15 protein-coding genes are annotated in these 14,992 nt (G+C 71.5%); 6 read left to right on the forward strand and 9 right to left on the reverse strand.

Going from position 1 to position 14,992, the window contains the following annotated elements:
- Positions 1-4 precede the first annotated feature (4 nt).
- Both ribH and ACMGFI_RS17040 read right to left on the reverse strand, forming a co-directional pair.
- Entirely contained in the window at positions 5-439 is a 435-nt protein-coding gene (ribH, locus tag ACMGFI_RS17035) for a 6,7-dimethyl-8-ribityllumazine synthase (RefSeq protein WP_436911074.1), read from the reverse strand.
- A 104-nt stretch (positions 440-543) separates the two neighbouring features.
- Positions 544-810, reverse strand: a complete 267-nt coding sequence (locus tag ACMGFI_RS17040) for a thioredoxin family protein (protein ID WP_436911075.1) — start codon at positions 808-810, stop codon at positions 544-546.
- 176 nt (positions 811-986) lie between these two features.
- Between ACMGFI_RS17040 and ACMGFI_RS17045 the strand changes: the two genes are divergently transcribed.
- The 3 genes from ACMGFI_RS17045 (at position 987) to ACMGFI_RS17055 (ending at position 3,199) form a co-directional block, all read left to right on the forward strand.
- Entirely contained in the window at positions 987-1,145 is a 159-nt protein-coding gene (locus tag ACMGFI_RS17045) for a preprotein translocase subunit Sec61beta (protein WP_135366185.1), read from the forward strand.
- Positions 1,146-1,262: 117 nt separating this feature from the next.
- Positions 1,263-1,637 carry a DUF7532 family protein gene (locus ACMGFI_RS17050; protein WP_436911077.1) on the forward strand — a complete coding sequence of 125 codons (375 nt, stop codon included), beginning with the start codon at positions 1,263-1,265 and terminating at the stop codon, positions 1,635-1,637.
- Positions 1,634-3,199 carry a ribonuclease FAU-1 family protein gene (locus ACMGFI_RS17055; protein ID WP_436911079.1) on the forward strand — a complete coding sequence of 522 codons (1,566 nt, stop codon included), beginning with the start codon at positions 1,634-1,636 and terminating at the stop codon, positions 3,197-3,199. The genes ACMGFI_RS17050 and ACMGFI_RS17055 overlap by 4 nt, the downstream gene beginning before the upstream one ends.
- Positions 3,200-3,203: 4 nt before the next feature.
- Here the strand turns inward: ACMGFI_RS17055 and ACMGFI_RS17060 are convergent, their stop codons facing one another.
- Both ACMGFI_RS17060 and ACMGFI_RS17065 read right to left on the reverse strand, forming a co-directional pair.
- Positions 3,204-4,829, reverse strand: a complete 1,626-nt coding sequence (locus ACMGFI_RS17060; RefSeq protein ID WP_436911081.1) for an LVIVD repeat-containing protein — start codon at positions 4,827-4,829, stop codon at positions 3,204-3,206.
- Positions 4,830-4,922: 93 nt separating this feature from the next.
- Positions 4,923-6,686, reverse strand: coding sequence for an LVIVD repeat-containing protein (locus tag ACMGFI_RS17065; protein WP_436911083.1), 1,764 nt, complete (start codon positions 6,684-6,686; stop codon positions 4,923-4,925).
- Positions 6,687-6,818: 132 nt separating this feature from the next.
- Between ACMGFI_RS17065 and engB the strand changes: the two genes are divergently transcribed.
- A complete protein-coding gene (gene engB / locus ACMGFI_RS17070) occupies positions 6,819-7,436 on the forward strand; it encodes a GTP-binding protein EngB (RefSeq protein ID WP_436911085.1) in 618 nt (205 codons plus the stop codon).
- 597 nt (positions 7,437-8,033) lie between these two features.
- On the opposite strand, the gene ACMGFI_RS17075 is transcribed toward engB, so the two are convergent.
- The 5 genes from ACMGFI_RS17075 to ACMGFI_RS17095 form a co-directional block, all read right to left on the reverse strand.
- Positions 8,034-8,690, reverse strand: coding sequence for a helix-turn-helix domain-containing protein (locus tag ACMGFI_RS17075; protein WP_436911086.1), 657 nt, complete (start codon positions 8,688-8,690; stop codon positions 8,034-8,036).
- 151 nt (positions 8,691-8,841) lie between these two features.
- Positions 8,842-9,735 (reverse strand): hypothetical protein, encoded by an 894-nt coding sequence (locus ACMGFI_RS17080; protein ID WP_436911088.1) that lies wholly within the window; start codon positions 9,733-9,735, stop codon positions 8,842-8,844.
- A 93-nt stretch (positions 9,736-9,828) separates the two neighbouring features.
- Positions 9,829-10,644 (reverse strand): MFS transporter, encoded by an 816-nt coding sequence (locus tag ACMGFI_RS17085; RefSeq protein ID WP_436911089.1) that lies wholly within the window; start codon positions 10,642-10,644, stop codon positions 9,829-9,831.
- A 72-nt stretch (positions 10,645-10,716) separates the two neighbouring features.
- Positions 10,717-12,120: a 7,8-didemethyl-8-hydroxy-5-deazariboflavin synthase subunit CofH gene (gene cofH / locus ACMGFI_RS17090; RefSeq protein WP_436911090.1), complete on the reverse strand. Its 1,404-nt coding sequence runs from the start codon at positions 12,118-12,120 to the stop codon at positions 10,717-10,719.
- Positions 12,121-12,264: 144 nt separating this feature from the next.
- The gene (locus ACMGFI_RS17095; protein ID WP_436911092.1) at positions 12,265-13,296 is read right to left on the reverse strand and encodes a sodium:calcium antiporter; all 1,032 of its coding nucleotides are present in this window, start codon (positions 13,294-13,296) and stop codon (positions 12,265-12,267) included.
- A 151-nt stretch (positions 13,297-13,447) separates the two neighbouring features.
- Here ACMGFI_RS17095 and ACMGFI_RS17100 point away from each other — a divergent pair, with 151 nt between their 5' ends.
- Together ACMGFI_RS17100 and ACMGFI_RS17105 are read left to right on the forward strand one after the other, a co-directional pair.
- On the forward strand, positions 13,448-14,500 hold the full coding sequence (locus ACMGFI_RS17100; RefSeq protein ID WP_436911093.1) for a phosphoribosylaminoimidazolesuccinocarboxamide synthase: 1,053 nt from the start codon (positions 13,448-13,450) through the stop codon (positions 14,498-14,500).
- Between the two features lie 16 nt (positions 14,501-14,516).
- Positions 14,517-14,903 (forward strand): CHY zinc finger protein, encoded by a 387-nt coding sequence (locus tag ACMGFI_RS17105; protein WP_436911095.1) that lies wholly within the window; start codon positions 14,517-14,519, stop codon positions 14,901-14,903.
- Positions 14,904-14,992: the final 89 nt, after the last annotated feature.

Consider the following 14,992-nt stretch of genomic DNA (forward strand, 5'->3'; position numbering starts at 1 on the left):
TCGTTTACCCCCCTGTGGGCGGCAACGCCTCGACGAGGTCGACGGCCGCGTCGACGGCGGCCGCCCCCTTCTCGATCCGCTCGCGCGCCTCCGCCGGGCTCATGTTCGGTCCCTGGACGCCGAAGGTGACCGGCGTGTCCCGGTCGACGCTCACGGCGCTCAACTGCCGCGCGGCCGTGTGGGTGACGACCCTGTCGTGGCCGGTGTCGCCCGTGATCACGACGCCCAGCACGACGACGGCGTCGATCCCGCCCCGGCGGGCGAGTCGGTCGGCCGCCAGCGGCGCGTCGTAGACGCCCGGGACCGGCACCCGCTGTGCGACCGTCGCGTCCCGCCGGTCGGCGTTCGTCCGCGCCCGCGCTTCCATCTCCGCCGCGAGTCCCTCGTAGAACTCCGCGACGACGAGGCCGAGCTGACCATAGCCCCCGTCCGCCCCCACTTCAGAAAATCGTTACCGTTTCCAGGTTCGTTACGAGGGGCTGGACGGCCCGCTACCGCTGGTGCTGTCGGGGCGGGTGAGAACGGAGATCAGGAAGGGCGGACTCAGGCGGACGCCTGCTGGAGGGCGTCCTCGATGTCGTCGGCCTGGGTGACGCCGACGAACCGCTCGACGACGCCGTCGTCGTTCTCGACGATGAGGGTGGGCAGCGAGCGGACGTGGTACTCGTTGGCCACGTCCTGCTGTTCGTCGACGTTGATCTTCTCGAACTCGACGTCGCCCCATTCGTCCTCGAGGTCCTCGAGGATAGGGTCCTGGGTCTTGCAGGGGCCACACCAGTCGGCGTAGAAGTCCTTGAGCGTGACTGTCATGGGTCATCGGACGTTGCGAATCCGCGGGGATAAGGGTTTCCACTACCGGCGTTGGCGGGATCCGCCGGTCGCGCGAGTGACACCTCCGGCGGGCGCGCTCCGCCTCCGGAACCGCGGGGGTCGCGGGTCGGGGTCAGGACGAAAGGCTTACGCGGGCGGGAGTGGGAGAGACAGACATGAGCAGCAACGACGGCGGCGGACTGATGTCCAGCGCGGGGCTGGTCCGGTACTTCGACGCCGAGGACCGCAACGCCATCCGCATCGACCCGAAGACGGTCATCGCCTTCGGCGCGATGTTCGGCTTCCTCGTGCTCGTCCTCCGCGCGACGATCTGACCGGCCGACCACCGCGACCGCGGCACCGACCGGCGGCTCGCCCCGGCCCGCGAGCGGGAACGAGCGCCGCGGGGCGTGACCGCGACGTTTTCAAGCCCCGCCCGCGAACCCGCGGGTATGCACTTCGACCAGCGGACGCAGGCGGCGCTCCGCGAGGCCGGCCTCTCCGACGGGGAGATCCGGGCGGCCTCCGAGCGCGTCGTCGAGGCGACCGGCGAGGCCGCCGACGACCTCGAAGCGTTCTTCGCGGATCTCGACGCCGTCTACTCCGACATGGACCAGGCCCACTCCGCCGAGGAGTTCCCCGAGCACGCCGTCGATTACCTCGACCTGTTCACGCACGCCGACGACATCCGCGGGTACCTCCGGTTCGACTCCTGGGGCGTCCCCGTCACCGGCGGGCGCGTCCTCTCGGAGGACGTGGTCGAACTCTCCCTGGGGCCGACGGTGAACGACCGGGTCCGCTTCGCCGCCGACCGCGACGCGCTATGAGCGGCGACGACGGAGCGGCGGACGCGAGCGCGGATGCGGCCGGCGACGGGGGCGCCGGAAGCGATGCCAGCGAGGGAGACACCGGAAGCGATGCCAGCGACGCACCGACCGTCCGGGTCCGGGGCATCTACACGACGGCGCTGACGCGGCTGTTCGAGGACGCGGGCCTGTCCGTGGTGCAGGCGTCGCCGCCGATCCGCGACCGCTTCGACGACGAGTTCGCGGTCGCCCCCGCCGGCGCCGAGGTCTCGACGACCGACGACCGGCAGGGAGTCGGCGTCGTCGGTGACACGGCGGCGGTCGCGGCGGCGCTCGACGCGGCCCGCGGGGTCGGCACCGACGCGCTGGCCTGGCGGGACCCGACGCCGCGGGGCGCCGTCTACGCCGGCGAGGTGACCGAGACGCTCGGGAGCGGCGCCGTCGTCGACCTCGGCGACGGTGCCGTCGAGGGCGGACCGCCGGAGGCCGACACTGACTCGCTGCCCCCGGTCGCCGGCACCGACCCGGAAGGCTTTCTCCCCTACTCGAAGACGGCAGCACACGTCGAGGAGGGCGACCGGCTGCGCGTCCAGGTCAAAGAGCCCGCGGCGCCCTGGAGCGACGGCCGGCCGGTCCTCGACACGACGGTCCGCGTGCAGGCCGGCCTCGCGACGCTCGTCCGCGGCTCGTCGCCGGGAGGCAACGGGCCGGAACTGGCCGACCTGTTGCCCGTCGACCCGCCCGAGGGCTGGGGGACCGACTGGGACCGCGCGGCCGACGACGCGGATCTGGACGCGCTCGGTGACGCGCTCGACGGAGTCAGCGAGCGCGCCGCGGCGCTCGATTCGGCGTTCGACGACGCGCCGGCGCCGGACGAGGCCGCCCCGTACTGCTACTGGCCCGGTGAGGCGACCGTCTGGGTCTGGTTCGGCCGCGAGTCGCGGTTCGGCCTCGACGAGCACCGACGTGACGTGACGGCGACGATGCCCGGTCACCACCGCACGAAGGCCGCGACGAACGCCGCCAGCGCAGCGGTCGACTTCGTCGAGGCGGTCTGCCCCGACGCCGGGACCGGCGGGGAGACGGACTTCCCGTTCGACGCCGTGACCCGGCAGTTCGGCCCCATGGAGGGCGACAGCGTCCGCATCGACCACGGCAAGCCCGACGGCCGGATGTTCTCGCTGGGCAGCGGCGAGGTGACCCGCCGGGACGCCGACGGCACCGTCGTCGTCGAGCGCGAGATGTCCGGCCGGGGCACCTACGACGCGCTCGGCGTCGACCAGCAGGCCGGCGACGTGGCCGTGACGAAACTCACGGAGGGCAAGTGGTGGTACCCCACCGTCTATCGCGGTGCGGACGGCGAGAAACGAGGCACGTACGTCAATATCTGCACCCCGGTCGAGGTGTTCCCGTCGGCGGTCCGCTACGTCGACCTGCACGTTGACGTGGTCAGACACGCCGACGGGACTGTCGAGCGGGTCGACGACGACGAACTCGACGCCGCCGTCGCGGCCGGCCACGTCCCCGAGAAACTGGCGGAGAAGGCCCGCAGCGTCGCGAGCGCGGTCGAGAACGCGCTCTGAGCGGTTACTCCTCGTCACCCGGCTCGTCGCTGTCCAGCAGTCGCCACGCGCCGATCCCGAGGCCGGCCAGCGCCGCGGCGGGGCCGAACCCCGGGCCGTCACCCGCGGTCGCGTCCTCCGTCCCGGTCCCGTCGGAGCCGCCCATCCCGGCGGTCGGGCTCCGGTCCGTTCCCGTCGCGGGGCGGCCGCCCGACCCGGTCGGGGCCGTCGTCGCGCCGTCCCCGTCGGGCGTCGGTGTCGGCGTCGCCCGGGCCACGTCGGGGAAGGTGTAGACCCGCGCCGGCGCGTCGGGGTCGGAGGGGTGGTAGTAGCTGGTGGCGACGACCGCCCCGCCGGGCGCCGTCAGCTGCGCCGTCCAGAAGCTCGTCTCAGAGGAGCGGCGGAAGTACCGCACCCGCTCGGGGTCGGCCGGGTCCGACAGGTCGTGAACCTTCACCCCGCCGCGGTACCACGACGAGTAGAGGTGGCCGGCGGCGATCTCGAAGTTGTGGGCGGTCGTCCGGACGCCGTTGATGTTCGTGTCGGCCGTCGGCGGCGGGTCGATGGTCGAGAGGTGCTCCGGCGAGCGCGGGTCCGCGATGTCGTAGATGGCGATCCCGCTCGGGCCGCCGGGGTCGTCGGGGCCCGGCGTGGTGCCCTCCTTCCCGAAGTTGGAGTTCCACGACTCCTTGCCGACCGCGAGCAGGCTCCCGTTGGGATCGGTCGCGGCGTAGTGGTCGTTGCCCGGCGGCTCCGAGCTCTCGCGGGCGACCGCCAGGCCGTCCAGGGCGGCCAGCGTCTCGGGGTCGCGCTCGCGGGCGTCCGCGACGTACCCGGGGTCGGCCGGGTCAGACACGTCGAGGACCCACGTCCCGGCGTCCCAGTAGGCCAGGTAGGCGAAGCCGTCGCGGACGAACACGTCGTGGAGCGTCCGCAACTGCTGGGGGACCGTCTCCCAGACCGGGTCGTGGTCCAGCACCGACCAGCGTGCGACCTCGCGGGGCTCCTCGCGGCCCACGTCGACGACGAGCAGCGGGTTAGCGTCGCGGTCGCTCCGGGTGAGGTAGGCGTACTCGCCCGCGAGGTCGCAGTTGTGGACCGGGTAGGCCGTCTCGTAGGCCCGGAGGAACCCGGGGTCGGCCGGGTCGCTCACGTCGAACAGCGCGACGCCGTAGAAGCTGTCGGGGTCGTAGCCGGCGGGGCCGCCGACGAGCAGCCGGCCGTCGTCGTACTTCACGTCCCGGACGCCGCCCATCGTCTGGTTCGTGCCCGGGGGCGAGATGTCGCGCTCGCTCGCGACGACGGTGGGGTTCGCGGAGTCGGTCAGGTCGAGGACGGCGAAGCCGTCGCCGACCGCGACGAACGCCGTGTCGCCGTCGGGCGTCAGGACCGTCTCCGTCGCGCCCTCGACGGCGACGCTGCCCATCGGTTCGTATCCGGAGGTGGGCGTCGCGACCGCCTCCGTGGGTGTCGGCGTCGGCGTCCCGGACGGCGTCCCCGTCGCGGTCGGATCCGCGCTCGCGGTGGTCGCGCCGGCGGCGTCGCCCGCACTCGGGTCCGTCCGGCGCGCGCCGCCGTCGCGGGCCGTCAGGGCGGCGGTCGGGAGGGCGGCGGTCCCGGCGACCGCCCGGAGGAACTGGCGTCGATGCACGTCCCGGGCCTAGCGGTCGACGGGTATCAGCTTCCCGGTGCGGTCGGCGGGATCAGCGGGCTCGCGGACCCGCGGGACCGGTGTGGTCGCTCCTCACTCCCCCTCGTCGCGGTCGGCGAGTCGCCAGGCGCCGACGCCCAGCGCCGCGAGGCCCGACAGGACGCCCAGCCCGGGGCCGCCGCCGCTGGCGGTCCCCGTCGCCTCGCCCGACCGCGTGTCCGTCGCCGCGTCGACCTCCCCCGCCGCGCCGTCCGCCGTCGCCGTGACGGTCTCGCCGGCCGTCGCGCTCGTCGCGGTCGGCGCGTCCGTGGGCGAGGCGGTCGGCGTCGGCGACTCCGTCGGGGTCGCCGTGGGATCCGTCCCGCCGGCGGGCGCGTCGGTCGCGGTCGCCGTCCCCGTCGCGTCGGTCGTCCCCGCCGCGTCGGTCGGGGTCGCCTGGGGCGCCTCCGTCGGCAGGTCGATCTCGGCGCCCGATGGGGTCACCGTCGCCGGGTTGTCGGTGGGGTCCGGGAACGTGTAGAACGCGCCCGGGCCGTCCCGCTCGGTCGGGTGGACGTAGCTCGTCGCGACGAAGAACTCGCCCGGGACGCCGACCTGGGCGGTCCAGAAGCTCGCGCGGTCGCCGTTCTGGTAGTGGGCGAGCTGTTCGGGGTTCGCGGGGTCGGAGATGTCGTGGACCTTCACTCCGCCGCGGTACCACGACGAGTAGAGGTAGTCGCCGGCGATCTCGAAGTTGTGCGAGGTGGTGTAGTAGCCGCCCTGCCGCCGGGCCGTCTCGCCCGCCGGCGGCTGGGGCGGTTCGATCTCCGTCAGCCGCTCGGGGTCGGTGGCGTCGCTGATGTCGTAGAGGATGATCCCGCTGGGGCCGCCCAGGTCCTCCTCGTCGGACTCGTCGTCGTCGACGCCGCCCTCGAGGTTCCAGCTCTCCCCGCCGACGGCGAACAGGTCGCCGTCGTCGTCGGGCTGGACGTAGTGGGCGTTGCCCTCCGGCTCCATCGCGTACTCGTAGCGGTCGGTCCCGCTCACGTCCTGGAGGTCCGACAGCGAGTACTCGGCGGCGTGGCCGACGTACTCGGGGTTCGCGGGGTCGGACACGTCGAGGATCCACCCCCCGGCGTCCCAGTAGGCCAGGTACGCGCGCCCGTCCTGGACGTACACGTCGTGGAGGTTCACCAGGAGCCCCGACAGCTCCCCGTACCCCTCGTCGTACTCGGCGGGCGACCACCGCGCCACCGACTCCGGCTGGTCGGGCGCGACGTGAACGACGTCGAGCTCTCGCCCGGTCGTCAGGTAGGCGTACTCCCCGTGGAGGTCGGAGTTGTGGATGGTGTAGGTCGTCTCGTAGGTCTTCATCGGGCGCGGGTCCGTCGGGTCGCTCACGTCGTAGATGGCGATGCCCCGGAACGCGTCGGCCGCCGCCGAGGTCGCCAGCATCAGTCGACCCTGGTTGTACTTGATGTCGTAAAACCCCGTGATGGAACGGCCGCCCGAGGCGGTGATCCCGGTGTAGGTCCCGATCACTTCGGGGTTCTCGGGGTCGGCGCAGTCGACGACGTAGAAGCCGTCGACGCGGGAGGCGAAGGCGTACCGGCCGGACGGCTCCATCACCGCCTCGGTGGTCTGGAACCCGCTCTGACCGTTCGACACGTCGAAACTGGCCAGCGGTCCGTAGCCGTCGCCGGCGTCGGTCCCGCTCGCGGTCGCGGTGTCGCTCGCGGGCGCGGTCGCCGTCTGCGTCGCGGTCGTTCGGGTGGAGGGCGATGCGTCGTCGTCGCCGGCGGCCGTCAGGGCGCTCCCCGCGATCCCTGCGAGGCCAGCGGCGCCGACTGCGGAACGGAGGTATTCACGGCGGCGCATGCACCCTATCTTCCGGGCGGCTGTCGTTTAGTTTTGCTGATCGGACCGATCGGCGACCGCCTCCGCGACCGCCCCCGCGGTCCGCCGGGCGCGAACGCGCTCCTTTTCCACCCGCCCGGTGTAGGACCCCTCGTGTTCGAGTCACGCCCGGACCGGGACGCCGAGGTCGTCCTCGTCGGCCGGTCCAACGTCGGCAAGTCGACGCTCATGCGCGAGCTCACCGGCCACACCTTCGACACCGGCCAGCGCCCGGGCGTCACCCGCTCGCCCAACCACTTCGACTGGGCCGCCGAGGACTTCGTCATCACCGACCTCCCCGGCTTCGGCTTCATGGAGGGCGTCCCCGAGGACGTGCGCGAACAGACCAAGACCGACATCGTCCGGTACATCGAATCGAACGCCGACAAAATTCTGGTCGGGATCCTCGTCGTCGACGGCAAGGCCGCCGTCGACATCATCGACCGCCACTCCGGCCCCGACGAAGTCCCCTACGACGTGGAGATGTTCCACTTCCTCCGCGACGTGGACATTCCTGTGGTCGTCGCCGTCAACAAGATGGACAAGGTCGACGACCGCGACGAGCGGCTGAACGAGCTCTGCGACCGCCTCGGCCTCTATCCCCCCTGGAAGCAGTGGCAGAACACCATCGCTCCCATCTCCGCGAAACGCGGTTCCATCGAACCCATGACCGAGGCCGTCCGCCACCACCTCCACGAACAGGAACGGGACGACCTCTTTCAGTTTTTCTAAACCATCTTTTTGCCGCCCGGGTTTCCTCGGTCGCCTGCGGCGACCTGCGGGGAACCCGGGCGGCAAAAACATGGGTGAAAAAGGCCGGACGCAGCGGTCGCTGCGCTCCCTCGCGTCCGGTGAACCGGCGCCTTCGGCGCCGGATGCTAACTACGGGCGGTAGCTGTCCCGGTGAGCGGTCGCGGTGCGGTCGGCGCGCGCTGGAGCGCGCGTTCATGCGCGCGACCGTAGCCGCGCGAGGGATGAGCGACGCCAGGAGCGAATCGGCTGGGGAGGTTCGTGGCCCATTGCGGTGCTGTGCGGGCCGGTCGCGGTGCTGTCCCTGGCGGACTGAAAGGGCGAGGCGCGCTCGCGCTTGTTCAGTCGTCTGAGCGGGCACTATCCGCGCGGGCGGTGCCGAGAGCGCGGATATCCCGTCTCAGCGACCGCGAGCGCGCCGAGGGCTTTCACCGCTCACTGTTTCCCGTGGTCGATCCTCCAGCGAGCGCGCCGAGGGCTTTCACCGCTCACCGTCGAGTGCGGTCGCGGTTGTCCCCGTTTCTTCCACACCAACACAACCAGAAACACCCGTTCAACTCGCACGTTTCCATTCGAGCACTACTCCCCGGCGACGAACCCGGAGAAGACGCGCGATTCGATCTTCCGGAGGTGTTCGCCGACGGTGGCGGGTGACACCCCCAACTCTTCGGCCAGTTCATCCTGGGTCGCTCCCCGCGGGTTCTCGTAGTAGCCGGCCCGCACGGCGGTCTCCAGCACCTCCCGCTGGCGGGCGGTCAGCCGGCCGAACAGCTGGCGGACGCCGGGGTCGTACTCGCCGGTCTCGACGACCTCGACGCTCACCTCGGGCGGAACCCCGTCGAACGCGCCGGCGAACGCGTCGGCCTCGCCGACGAGCGTGACCACTGTCGCGCCGTCCGGTTCGGACTCGATCGGCATCTCGACGATCAGGTCCGAACTCCGGCGGTACCGCAGGAGCCGCCGCGTCAGGTCGTCCACCTCGAAGTGCGTGTACGCGAACCCGCGGTCCGACCCGGTCGTCGTGTACTCGATGACGTGCGGCGACGCGGCGAGGACCTCGCTGTAGCGGTCGAGTCCCGACCGGATCTCCGACAGCGAGACGCCCGTGTCGCCGTCGATCAGCTCCAGCTGGTGGATCGGCCCCGTGGCGACCGCCGGCTCGTCGGCCACGGCCGCGCTCAGCGGGTGGAACGCCTCGCCTTCGGCGTGCGTCACCCGCACCGTCACGTAGCGCATACCGACTCCTGGGGCCCCCGACGGAAAACCCTCACGTATAAAACCGCCTCGCATGACCGGCAACAGGAATACCCCGTCCGCGTTCGAATCGACTGGTGCTGGACGGGCACGGTCCGGCGGTCCCGGGCGCTCGTCCCGTCGTCGCCCTGAATCACTCGCCCTCTCCCGGGTCCGCCGCACCCTCGCTGACGCCACCGGCGCTATCGCTGATCCGTCGTCTCGTACTCGCGTCGGTCATCGCTGTCCTGGCCCCAGCCGCGGTGTCGTCGCCGTCGGTCCCCAGGGCGTCTTCCCGTCCGCCGGACCCGCGACCGCTGTCGGCCCCGGCGGACCGCCCGGAGACCGACGTGACCGGCGAGCGGTCGGCCTTGTAGGAGTCGACCGTTCCGTCGGTGTCGCCCCCGAACGAACCGGCTTCCCGGTCGCCACCGGGAACCAGCGACCGGAGTCGCTCGACGAACCCGGGGTCGGGTTCGGGCGCGACGCGGTACTCGCTGCCCGCCCGCTCGACCGCGCCCCGGTCCCGAAGGCGGACCAGCGCGGCGTCGACGGCGTCGGGATCGGCGTCGACCGCCTCCCGGACCTCTCGTCTGGTCCGCGCCCGATCCTCCAGCGCCGAACGGACGGCACGGTCGGTCGACCCCGCCCGGTCTGTCACCGATCCCGCCCGATCCGTCGCCCTCGCCGCTCCGTCGCGGCCGGATCCGCTCGCTGCCAGGACGGTCTTCGCCGCGCCGTACCCGCTCCTGACGCCGGCGAACAGGACGACGAACGCGAGCGACGGGTCACTCCCGAGCGCCCACAGTATGCCGGCCCCGCCGACCGCGGCGAGCGCCGACGCGGCCTCGGCGACCCACTCGCGGACGACCCCCGCCGCTTCGGCGACGGTGGACCCCTTCTCGGCGTGCAGGACCGCGAGGACGACCGCCAGTTCCGCGGCCGTCGCGTCCAGCACCCCCGCGAACACGACCACTATCCCGACCGCTGCGAGCACCCACCAGTGGTCGATCTCCTCGCGGAGGCTCTCGCGGATTGACGGGGACATCGCCGACGGCTTCGACCTCCGCCCACTAGTTCCTGTCGGCTCGAACGAACGTCCGGGCGACCGGCCGCCGGTCGGAGGCCACGCCCCGGCCCGTCAGTCCGCCGACTCGCGCTCGCGGTCCCGTTCACTGTCGGGGGGTCCCGTGTCGTTCGCTTCCCGGTCGTTCGTTCCCTGGTCGCGGCCGATCCGGTCGTCACGTCCGCCGGCGGCCCCCGCCCTGTCGATCGATTCTCCCTCGGGACCGACACTGTCGGCATCCCCGGTGTCCCCGGTTCCGTCGCCGAACTCGAGCGTGAGCGGGCGGGCGATCCGCCTGGCGAGGCCGGCGACGCGGGCCGCGACCCCATCGTCGTCGCTGTCGGCTACCCGGAACGCGCTGCCCTCGCGGACGACGACGCCGCGCGACCGGAGTTTGGCGAGCGCCGCGTCGACGGCCTCGTCGTCGGCGTCGAGCGCCTCGGACAGTTCCCGTCGCGTCAGCGGGCCGTCGTCGAGCGCCTCGTGGACCCGCCGGCCGACGTAGTCGCGGTACACCTCGCGGCCGGTCGGCTCGTCCTCGGTCGCGCCCTCGTGGCGGACCGTCTGGAGGGCGTCGGCGACGAACCACGCGCCGACCAGCAGGAAGGCGACGGGGAGCGCGACAAGACCCGAGTCGCCCAGCAGGAGCATGGCGGCGCCGCCGACCAGCGCGTAGACGCCGAACCCTGCGTTCCTGACCGACTGGCGCACGTCGTACACGTCGGTCACGAGTTCGGAGAGGCCGAAAACCGCCATCGAGACGGCCGTGGTCACGAACTGCGCGGGGGACGGGTCGAGCAGGTGCCAGAGGACGGCGCCGACGGCGATCCACTGGAGCGCGGGCCAGAAGCCCAGCCGGTCGCGGAGGGCCTCGCGGAGGGAGTCTGCCATCGCGGACGTGTTCGCCCACCGAACGGATAGGCTCGTCGGAGCGCGACATTGCTCGCGTCTCGTGGCACCCGATCAGTCGTCGGCGCTGGTCGCGCTACTCGCCGTATCGTCCAGCCACTCGGGGTCGACCAGCGGCGTCCCGTCGGCCTTCGGGCCGAGTTGCGGCCCGTGGGGCCCGTCGTCGGGGTCGATGCGGCGGCGCTGGCGGTAGTCCGTCGACCGTTCCACCGGAACGCGCCCGATGGCGTCGATCATCTCGACGTACTCGTCGAACGACCGGACCTCGCCGAACGACCCGCCGGCGCGCTTGGTGATCTCCTCGCTCAGGATCGTCCCCATGAAGTCGTCGGCGCCGCAGGAGAGCATCTTCAGCCCCTGCTCGTCGCCGTATTTCACCCACGACGACTGGATGTGGTCGACGTTGTCCAAGAAGAGTCGCGAGACCGCGATCAGTAGCTCGTCCTCGTCGGTCGTCGCACCTGCTTCGACCATCCCCTCCTCGTAGAGCGGGGTCTCCTGATGGACGAAGGATAGGGGAACGAACTCCGTGATCGCGCCCGTGCGGTCCTGGAGTTCGCGGATCCGCTTCAGGTGGAGAACCCTGTGCATCTCGTTCTCGACGTGGCCGTACATGATGGTCGAGGTCACGTCGAGGCCGACGTTCGCGGCGGCCTCCATCGCTTCAACCCATTCGTCCGTACCGATCTTCCCGGGACAGATCACGTCGCGGACCTCGTCGACGAGGATCTCCGCGGCCGTCCCGGGCACCGAGTCCAGCCCGGCCTCCTTCAGGCGGCCGTACACCTCCTCGTAGGACCAGTCGGTTCCCCTGCGGCCGTGGTACGCTTCCTCGGGCGTCATGGAGTGGACGTGGACGCCGTCGACGCTCATCGCGTCGATCTGCTCGCAGTAGGTGCCCGGGTTCACGTCGTACTCCGCGGGGGGCCGATAGTTCAGGTCGCCGCGGTCGCTGGATTCGAGGATCTCGCGGTGCTCGTCGTCGAGCGCGAACGCGGGGTGGAGTCCGGAGACGGACGTGACCTCGTAGATGCCCCGTTCGACCGCGTCGCGGACGATCTCGCGGGACTCGTGGGGGCGCTTGGTGAACCCGCCGTGGTCTTCGTCGTTGGCCGAGCGGAACTGCTCGGAGCGGTCCTTGAAGTTACAGAACAGGCAGCCGGTGTTGCAGGCGGTCGTGACGTTGTTGTTGAGGTTGGCGACGAAGGTCACCTCCTCGCCGACCACCTCGGCGCGGCGCCGATCCGCCGCTTCGAGGACGAGTTCCTTCCGCTCGCGGTCGATTTCATCACTCCCGGTTCCGGTCGTCAGCAGCTCGACGCCGTCGGCGACCGTCAGCCGCTCGCCGGCCCGCGCCTTGGCCAGCGCGTTCTCGAACGACCCGTCGGTCTCGGGGACGCGTTCGAACCCGAACTCCCCGCGTGGGACGTTCGGGCGCGTCTCGGCGGCGTCTGTCATTGGCCCACATCACAGCGTCCACCCGTATAAGCGGCCGGGAACCGGCCGATGGCCCCGCCGTCGGTGACGGCGGGCGTCCGCGGAGAGACCGGCGGGCTCGGCGACGAACGCCGGGGATACCTGCGGGCCACCCATACCCGCGGGTCACCCGCCGGCGTCCGGCAGAAACGCCACGACCGTCGAGACCGCCTCCAGGACGACCCAGCCGACGAACAGTGCGTAGGCGAAAAGCAGCGCGACCGACTCCGGCGTCGACAGCGCCAGGTCCGTCCGGAGGAACGTAAAGAGGAGGACCGTCGCAAGCGTCAGGACGGCGAACATCGGCACGGCGAGTTCGAAGTTGAACGACCACGTCCCGACGATGAGCACTCCCACGGGGATGGCGACGAGCAGGTCGAAGGTGTTCGAGCCGAGGACGTTCGCCAGCGACGCCACCCCGCGGTCGTCCCGGGCCGCGCGGACGCTGACCAGCGCGTCGGGCAGGCTCGTCGCTCCCGCGGCGACGGTCACGCCCATGATGAACTCGTCGACGCCGACCGCCAGGCCGATCGTCTCGACCGCCCCGACGAGTTCGTGGACCGCCACGAGGATCACGGCGAGCCCCGCGAGCAGGTATCCCCACTGCCGGCGGGCGTCGATACCGTCCGCGGTGTCCGGATCCGCCACGTGGTCGGCGGTGTCCTGGGCCTGGATGAAGATGTACAGGCCGTACAGCGCCAGCGGGATGGCCGCCAGCGGGCGCGTCATCTCGCCCGAGATGAACTCGGTGTCCCCGACGGGGTAGTAGATGACCGCCATCGCGAAGGTGATCACCAGCGCCGACACCGCCAGCATGTAGAACTGCGCCTCCTTGTAGACGAGCGTCCGGCTGGCCTCGATGTCCTCGTCGGTCGAGATGCCCGCGACCGCGGGGATCACGAGGATGTTGAAGATCGCTGACCCGACGATGGCGCCGGTCCCCAGTCCGAGCGCGCCGCCCAAGGCCGAGACCACGACCGTCGCCAGCTCCGGGAAGCTCGACCCGACCGCCGCGACGACCGACCCCTGGACGACCTGTGGGAGCCCGTAGTACGCCGAGAGCCGCTCGCTCGCCGATTCCAGCCAGGAGCTACCGAGCCAGACGGCGCCGGTCGTGACGAGGACGATCCCGACAGCCAGCCCGACGGATTCGACCATCGAGCGCATCTCCACGGGGCAGGCAAGTAGGCGTTTTGGGCCGGCTCGACGCTGCGGTCGTCGCTGTCACCTCGGTCGCGCTCGTGCGACCGCGAGTGAGGTGCGACCGCAGTGAGAAACGACTTTGCCGCGGGGGCGAGAGGGTCCGGCAATGACTTCCGTGAAGGAGTTCCGGGTGGAGGAGGCCGCCACCGCCGACGAGCTGGGCTGCGGCGCGTTCGTCTTCACCGACGACTACTCGGTGTTCGACTGGGGGAAGATGCCCGACGAGATCCCCGACAAGGGCGCCTCGCTGTGCACGATGGGCGCGTTCAACTTCGAACTGCTCGAACGCGAGGGGGTCCCGACCCACTACGAGGGTGTCGCCACCGACGACACCGACGGCGCGGTCCCGCTCGGCGACGCGCTCGATTCGGGCGTCGCGCCCCGCGAGATGGTCATCGAACTCACGCAGGTGCCCGCCCTCCCGTTCGAGGGCGATGCCGCCGACGACCCCAGCGGCTACGACTACGGCGCCTACCACGCCGACGCCGGCGAGAACTACCTCGTTCCCCTCGAGATCGTCTTCCGCAACCGCGTCCCCGTCGGCTCGTCGCTCCGCACGCGCACCGACCCGGCCGACCACGGGCTCGACCTCGACGAGTGGCCCGACGAGGCCGTCGATCTGGACGAGCCAGTCGTCGAGTTCTCCACCAAGTACGAGGAACAGGACCGCTACCTCGACCGCGGGGAAGCCGACCGCATCGCCGGCGCCGCGAGTATCGACGACCTCGAATCGGTCGCCCGCGAGGTCAACTGTGTCGTCACCGACCGCGCCGCCGAGGCCGGACTCACCCACGAGGACGGCAAGATCGAGTGTCTGTACTACCGCGGCGAGGTCCGCGTCGCCGACGTGGTCGGCACCTTCGACGAGAACCGCTTCTCCTACGAGGGCCAGCAGGTCTCGAAGGAGGTCGTCCGCCAGTACCACAAGCGCACCCAGCCCGAGTGGGTCGAGGCGGTCTCGGCGGCCAAGCGCGAGGCCGACGAGCGCGGGATCGCCGACTGGAAGTCGCTGTGCGAGCGCGAACCCGAACCGCTCGACGACCGCGTGGTCGCCGCGGCGCGGGACCTCTACTGCGCCGGCACCAACGCCTACGTCGGCCGCGAGGTCTTCGACGCGCCCGACATCGAGGCCGCCGTCGAGACCGTCCGGGACCTCTGACCGCGCGGAGAAACCGATGCCAGCGCAGCCGGACTCGGAGCGACGGACGACTCATCCGCCGGAGACGGACGACCGATTTTCGGTCCCGCTCCGCGGAGTCGCCGTCGACGCCGCGACCCGCTGTGGCCACTACGGCGACGCGGTCGACGTGGTCGCGCTCCGCTTTCCCTGCTGTGACTGCTACTACCCGTGTTTCCGGTGCCACGATGTCGCAACCGACCACGGACCCGAACGGGTCCCCCGCGAGGCGTTCGGCGACCCGGCGGTGCTCTGCGGCGCCTGCGGGGCGACGCTGACCGTCCGCGAGTACCTCGACTGCGACGACGCCTGTCCCGAGTGCGGCGCGGCGTTCAACCCCGGCTGTCGGCGCCACCGGGACCGCTACTTCGCCGTCGAGGAGTGACCCCGCTCTGGAGACCGAGCGCGCGGTCGGCCCTCGGCACGTCCGGGCCGTAGGTTCAAGTGCGGTGACGGGACCAGCCGGTCCCGTGA

This window comes from Halosimplex marinum (assembly GCF_051414075.1).
Taxonomy (GTDB): Archaea; Halobacteriota; Halobacteria; order Halobacteriales; family Haloarculaceae; genus Halosimplex; species Halosimplex marinum.

Bases quoted from the DNA above. Each gene is read 5' to 3' on its own strand.
- ACMGFI_RS17095 (WP_436911092.1), bottom strand. From the start codon at position 13,296: ATGGTCGAATCCGTCGGGCTGGCTGTCGGGATCGTCCTCGTCACGACC.
- ACMGFI_RS17040 (WP_436911075.1), bottom strand. From the start codon at position 810: ATGACAGTCACGCTCAAGGACTTCTACGCCGACTGGTGTGGCCCCTGC.
- ACMGFI_RS17075 (WP_436911086.1), bottom strand. From the start codon at position 8,690: ATGCGCTACGTGACGGTGCGGGTGACGCACGCCGAAGGCGAGGCGTTC.
- ACMGFI_RS17045 (WP_135366185.1), top strand. From the start codon at position 987: ATGAGCAGCAACGACGGCGGCGGACTGATGTCCAGCGCGGGGCTGGTC.
- ACMGFI_RS17065 (WP_436911083.1), bottom strand. From the start codon at position 6,686: ATGCGCCGCCGTGAATACCTCCGTTCCGCAGTCGGCGCCGCTGGCCTC.
- ACMGFI_RS17085 (WP_436911089.1), bottom strand. From the start codon at position 10,644: ATGGCAGACTCCCTCCGCGAGGCCCTCCGCGACCGGCTGGGCTTCTGG.
- ACMGFI_RS17050 (WP_436911077.1), top strand. From the start codon at position 1,263: ATGCACTTCGACCAGCGGACGCAGGCGGCGCTCCGCGAGGCCGGCCTC.
- ACMGFI_RS17055 (WP_436911079.1), top strand. From the start codon at position 1,634: ATGAGCGGCGACGACGGAGCGGCGGACGCGAGCGCGGATGCGGCCGGC.
- ACMGFI_RS17105 (WP_436911095.1), top strand. From the start codon at position 14,517: ATGCCAGCGCAGCCGGACTCGGAGCGACGGACGACTCATCCGCCGGAG.
- cofH (WP_436911090.1), bottom strand. From the start codon at position 12,120: ATGACAGACGCCGCCGAGACGCGCCCGAACGTCCCACGCGGGGAGTTC.
- ACMGFI_RS17100 (WP_436911093.1), top strand. From the start codon at position 13,448: ATGACTTCCGTGAAGGAGTTCCGGGTGGAGGAGGCCGCCACCGCCGAC.
- ACMGFI_RS17080 (WP_436911088.1), bottom strand. From the start codon at position 9,735: ATGTCCCCGTCAATCCGCGAGAGCCTCCGCGAGGAGATCGACCACTGG.